The 4,302-nt window shown below is 75.6% G+C and carries 5 protein-coding genes and 1 pseudogene; 4 read left to right on the forward strand and 2 right to left on the reverse strand.

Annotated elements, in window-relative coordinates:
• Positions 1 to 103: 103 nt before the first annotated feature.
• Complete coding sequence (locus ACFXHB_RS35610) at positions 104 to 376, reverse strand: hypothetical protein (protein WP_380579597.1); 273 nt, start codon at positions 374 to 376, stop codon at positions 104 to 106.
• A 169-nt stretch (positions 377 to 545) separates the two neighbouring features.
• Here ACFXHB_RS35610 and ACFXHB_RS35615 point away from each other — a divergent pair, with 169 nt between their 5' ends.
• Complete coding sequence (locus tag ACFXHB_RS35615) at positions 546 to 842, forward strand: hypothetical protein (RefSeq protein WP_380579599.1); 297 nt, start codon at positions 546 to 548, stop codon at positions 840 to 842.
• 37 nt (positions 843 to 879) lie between these two features.
• Here ACFXHB_RS35615 and ACFXHB_RS35620 read toward each other — a convergent pair whose 3' ends face one another.
• Positions 880 to 1,428: an RBBP9/YdeN family alpha/beta hydrolase gene (locus ACFXHB_RS35620; protein WP_380579601.1), complete on the reverse strand. Its 549-nt coding sequence runs from the start codon at positions 1,426 to 1,428 to the stop codon at positions 880 to 882.
• A 257-nt stretch (positions 1,429 to 1,685) separates the two neighbouring features.
• Between ACFXHB_RS35620 and ACFXHB_RS35625 the strand changes: the two genes are divergently transcribed.
• From ACFXHB_RS35625 to ACFXHB_RS35635, 3 genes and pseudogenes are all read left to right on the forward strand, one after another.
• The gene (locus ACFXHB_RS35625; protein ID WP_380579603.1) at positions 1,686 to 2,252 is read left to right on the forward strand and encodes a DJ-1/PfpI family protein; all 567 of its coding nucleotides are present in this window, start codon (positions 1,686 to 1,688) and stop codon (positions 2,250 to 2,252) included.
• A gap of 356 nt (positions 2,253 to 2,608) precedes the next feature.
• The gene (locus tag ACFXHB_RS35630) at positions 2,609 to 3,844 is read left to right on the forward strand and encodes a serine hydrolase domain-containing protein (RefSeq protein ID WP_380579605.1); all 1,236 of its coding nucleotides are present in this window, start codon (positions 2,609 to 2,611) and stop codon (positions 3,842 to 3,844) included.
• A 142-nt stretch (positions 3,845 to 3,986) separates the two neighbouring features.
• Positions 3,987 to 4,178: pseudogene (locus ACFXHB_RS35635) on the forward strand (gamma carbonic anhydrase family protein); the annotation flags it as partial.
• Between the last annotated feature and the right edge of the window lie 124 nt (positions 4,179 to 4,302).

The following is a 4,302-nucleotide window of genomic DNA, read 5'->3' on the forward strand; positions in this document are numbered from 1 at the left end:
CGCGGGGCCGGGGGGGGGGGGGGGGGGGGGGGGGGGGGGGGGGCGGGGGGGGGGGGGGGGGGCCGGGGGGCCCCCCCCCCCCCCCCCCCGGCCGGAGACCGGGTCAGCCCACGGCCTGGCAGAGCGCGTAGGTCTTCTCGGCGTGCAGCATCGACTCCAGCTCGGGGTAGCCCTGCGTGCGGTAGCTGTAGTAGGCCACGGTGTACTCGACGTCGCACCGGGCGGCGGCCGACTGCTGTTCGACGGGCTGGTCCACCACCGCGAGCGGCCCGTGGGCCGAGAGGTCGACGGTGGCGGCCTGGGCGGCCCCGGCCCCGCCGACCAGGGCGGCGGCGGCGAGGAGGGTGGCGGTGAGCGGGCGGGACAGGCGGTTCATCAACGTCTTGTCCTTCCGGAGGAATCGGTGGTGCACCGATTCTGCTCCGCCGGGTGATCACGGTCCTATCCCAGAACGGTGGGGGGAGACGGCGGTCGGGCGCCCGGCCGCGGGCCGGCTGAGTACCGGTACTCATGCGCCGGCCGGGCGCCCGGCGGAGGATGGGGCCATGCCGCACACCGCCCTCGGCGTCCCCCCGGTGCTCTGGCCCGCCGCCGGGTACCTCGCGCTCTACCTGCCGCTCGCCCTCGCCGCGGCCCGCGAGCTGCGGGCCCCGGCCGGTCCGGCCCGCGCGCACCGGCAGTGGGCGGTGGCGCTCTGGACGATGCCGGGCTACTTCCCCGCGATCGTCCTCGGCCCGCTGCGCGACGGGACGCCGGCCCGGTTCCTCTGCGCCACGGCGGCGGGTGCGGCCGGCAACGCGGCCCTGCTCGCCCTCACCGCCCACGCGGTCGGGCTGGGCTGACGGCGCCGCGGCCGGGTGCCCGGCCCGCGCCCCCCGGTCAGAGTTCGGCGAGCAGCTTGCGCCCCTCCGGCCAGTCGCCCAGCCCGGAGTCGGAGTTGAGGTGTCCGTGGGCGCCGGGCTCCACGTACCGGGCGCCCCACGCCTCGGCGAAGCCGCGGGCCCGCTCCGGGGTGACCCAGGGGTCGTCGGTGCTGGAGACCACCAGCGACGGGAAGGGCAGGCGCTCGCGGGCCACCGGGCGGAAGCCCAGCAGCGCCGGGACGTCGGCGGTGTCGATGTCGGCGGGGGCGACCAGCAGCGCGCCCCGGACGGCGGCGGTCCGCCCGGCAGGGGCCGAGGCCGCCCAGCGGGCGACCGTGACGCAGCCGAGGCTGTGGGCGACCAGGACGACCGGTCCCTCGGCCGCCGCCGCGGCGATCGCGGCATCCAGGGCGGCCACCCAGGCAGCCGGCTCCGGGAAGTCCCAGTCCTCCTGGTGGACCCGCCGGAAGGCCGCCGGGTCCGCCTCCTCCCAGCGGGTCTGCCAGTGCGCGGGCCCCGAGCTCTGGTAGCCGGGCAGGACGAGGTAGGTGGTGCGGTCCGGCATCGTGCGGACTCCCTTCGGGGGCTGGCCTGGGCACCAGGGAGTCTAGGTGCCGGGCCGGAGCGGGACCGCGGGCCCCGGAGACCGCGCGTACGACGGTCTGCCGGCGCGTGTCGCCGCGTGTGCGCCGGATGTGCGACCGGTGCGCCCTGTTGCGTCGGCGCGGCCCGGTGCGGGAGGTTGTTCCCGGCCCGAACCGGTCGCCACCGGCGCGGGCCCGCACCATGTCTGACGATCGATCATGTGGAGGGATGTCGGCGATGACATCGAAGATCCTGCTCGTCACCGGTGATGCCGCGGAGTCGCTGGAGGTGTTCTACCCGTACCAGCGGCTGCTGGAGGAGGGCTACGGGGTGGACATCGCGGCACCGACCAGGAAGCGGCTCCAGTTCGTGGTCCACGACTTCGTCGACGGCTACGACACCTACACCGAGAAGCCCGGCTACACCTGGCCCGCCGACCTCGCCCTCGCCGAGGTGGACCCGGCCGAGTACGTCGCGCTGGTCATCCCCGGCGGCCGCGCTCCCGAGTACCTGCGGAACAACGCCGACGTGAAGCGGATCGTCCAGCACTTCTTCGAGGCCGACAAGCCGGTGGCGCAGATCTGCCACGGCCCGTTGATCACGGCCGCCGCCGGGGTGCTCGGCGGCCGCCGCAGCGCCGCCTACCCGGCGCTGGAGCCGGATGTGGCCGCCGCAGGCGCCGAGTACGTGGACGGCGAGGCGGTCGTCGACGGGGTGGTCGTCTCGGCGCGGGCCTGGCCCGACCACCCGGCGTGGATCCGGGCGTTCATCGAGGTGCTGCGGGTCAAGGCGCCGCTGGCCTGAGCCCGTCGCCCGGGGGGCACGCCCCCTGACCCCGGGGCGCGCCCCCGACACCGGTCGTGGGCGTACCCCGGGATCCCTCGGGGTTGTGTTCGACCTGAGGGGGAGCGACACGCCCGCAGAGGATCGCACCAGGGGTGGAGAGGCTCCGGACCTGAGGGTGACGCCCGTGCCGGCACCCGCTGTCAGAGTGTCAGGCAACAGGACCGGGGCGGCTGTTGTGGGGCTCCACCCGGTCACGGCGCGGGAGGGGCGAGGGCATGGCGGGGACGACGAGGGACCGGGCGGGCCGGGTGGGTCCGGTGGGGCCGGCGGGCGGGGTTCGGCGGCGACGGGGTCTGGCCGCGAGGGCGGTGGCGGTGGCGCTCGCGGGCGCCGGGCTGGTGGGGGTGATCGCTCCGGTCGCGGGTGCCCAGGGCGGGGCGCCCGGGGCACCCGGGCAGGCCACCGGCGAGGGCGTGGTGATCGGGGCCACCGACGGCCGGACGGACCGGGCGGCGCTGAACGCGGCCGTGCGCGCGATGGTGGACCAGGGCGGCTCCTCGGCCGCGCTGGGGCTGGTCGGCGAGCGCGGGCGCCCGGCGTGGACGGGTGCGGCCGGCACCGCCGACTTCGCCACCGGGGCCCCGACCCCCGCCGACGGCCGGTTCCGGATCGGCAGTGTCACCAAGACCTTCGTCGCGACGGTGGTCCTTCAGCTGGTCGCCGAACACCGGATCGGCCTGGACGACCCGGTGGAGAGCCGACTGCCCGGTGTGGTGCCGAACGGCCGGCAGATCACCGTCCGCCAGCTGCTGAACCACACCAGCGGCCTCTTCAACTACACCGAGGACGCCTCCTTCTCCTTCGAGGAGGATCCGGTCGCCCTGCGGCAGTGGCTCGACACCGGCCGCTGGCGGTCCTACGCGCCGCGGGAGCTCGTCGACCTCGCCACCGCGCACCCGCCGTACTTCGCCCCGGGGCAGGGCTGGCACTACTCCAACACCAACTACCTCGTGGTCGGGATGCTCATCGAGCGGATCACCGGCCGCGGTTGGGCCGACGAGGTGCGGCGCAGGATCATCCGTCCGCTCGGCCTGACCGGTACCTCGATGCCGCTCGACTCGGTCTCGGTGCCGGGCCCGCACGCGCACGGCTACTACAAGCTCCCCGACGGCCCGGCGGACGTCACCCGGCTCAACCCGAGCATGGCCGGTGCGGCGGGGGCCGGCATCTCCACCACCACCGACCTCACCCGCTTCATCTCCGCCCTGCTCGGCGGCCGCTTGCTCGGCCCGGCCGAGCTGGCCGAGATGAAGCGGCCCAGCCCGCAGAGCGGGGCCGACGCGTACGGCCTCGGCCTCCAGCGGACCTCGACGACCTGCGGCGAGTACTGGGGCCACAACGGCGGCATCCCCGGGTACACCACCCTGTTGTACGGCTCCCCGGACGGGCGGCGCCAGTTCGCGGCCTCGGTGAACCCGTACGACGTGTCCGACCTGCCGGCGGCGAACGCCGCGTTCGAGAACCTGGTCGCCGCCGGGCTCTGCGACACCCGGCCGCCGGCCCCGCCCGCGGTGGCCGGTGCCTCCGCCTCCGCCGGGCCGGTCCGCTGACGGCCCCGGTCCGGGCCCCGGTGGTGGTCGCCGCGGGTAGGCGGTCGGCGGGCGTTCGGTGGGGGTGCCCGGAGGCGCCGGTGTCCTGAGGTGCCATCATGACCGGCACAGAACGGGCACGCCTGGCCAAGGAGGACGAGACATGGCAGAGCCGCTGATCGCCGCAGTCGGGGGCCGGGAGCCCGACGTCGACCCGACGGCGTTCGTCGCACCCAACGCGGTCGTGGTGGGGTCGGTCACGGTCGGTGCCGGAGCGAGCGTCTGGTACGGCGCGGTGATCCGCGGTGATGCCGAGGCGATCACGGTCGGCGCGGGCAGCAACATCCAGGACAACTGGTGCGACCTGACAAGTCTCTCCGTGTAAGCGGTTACTGAGAGGAGATGCAGTAACCCCCGCGAGTGATCGCAGCGGGTCCCCGCCTTCGGGGGCGTCATCCGTAAGGGTGAAGTTCCAAGCC

It is taken from the genome of Kitasatospora sp. NPDC059327, from assembly GCF_042752535.1.
In the GTDB taxonomy this organism is placed as follows: domain Bacteria; phylum Actinomycetota; class Actinomycetes; order Streptomycetales; family Streptomycetaceae; genus Kitasatospora.

Coding starts and splice junctions, on each gene's coding strand:
- ACFXHB_RS35610 (WP_380579597.1), bottom strand. CDS start 376: ATGAACCGCCTGTCCCGCCCGCTCACCGCCACCCTCCTCGCCGCCGCC.
- ACFXHB_RS35615 (WP_380579599.1), top strand. CDS start 546: ATGCCGCACACCGCCCTCGGCGTCCCCCCGGTGCTCTGGCCCGCCGCC.
- ACFXHB_RS35620 (WP_380579601.1), bottom strand. CDS start 1,428: ATGCCGGACCGCACCACCTACCTCGTCCTGCCCGGCTACCAGAGCTCG.
- ACFXHB_RS35625 (WP_380579603.1), top strand. CDS start 1,686: ATGACATCGAAGATCCTGCTCGTCACCGGTGATGCCGCGGAGTCGCTG.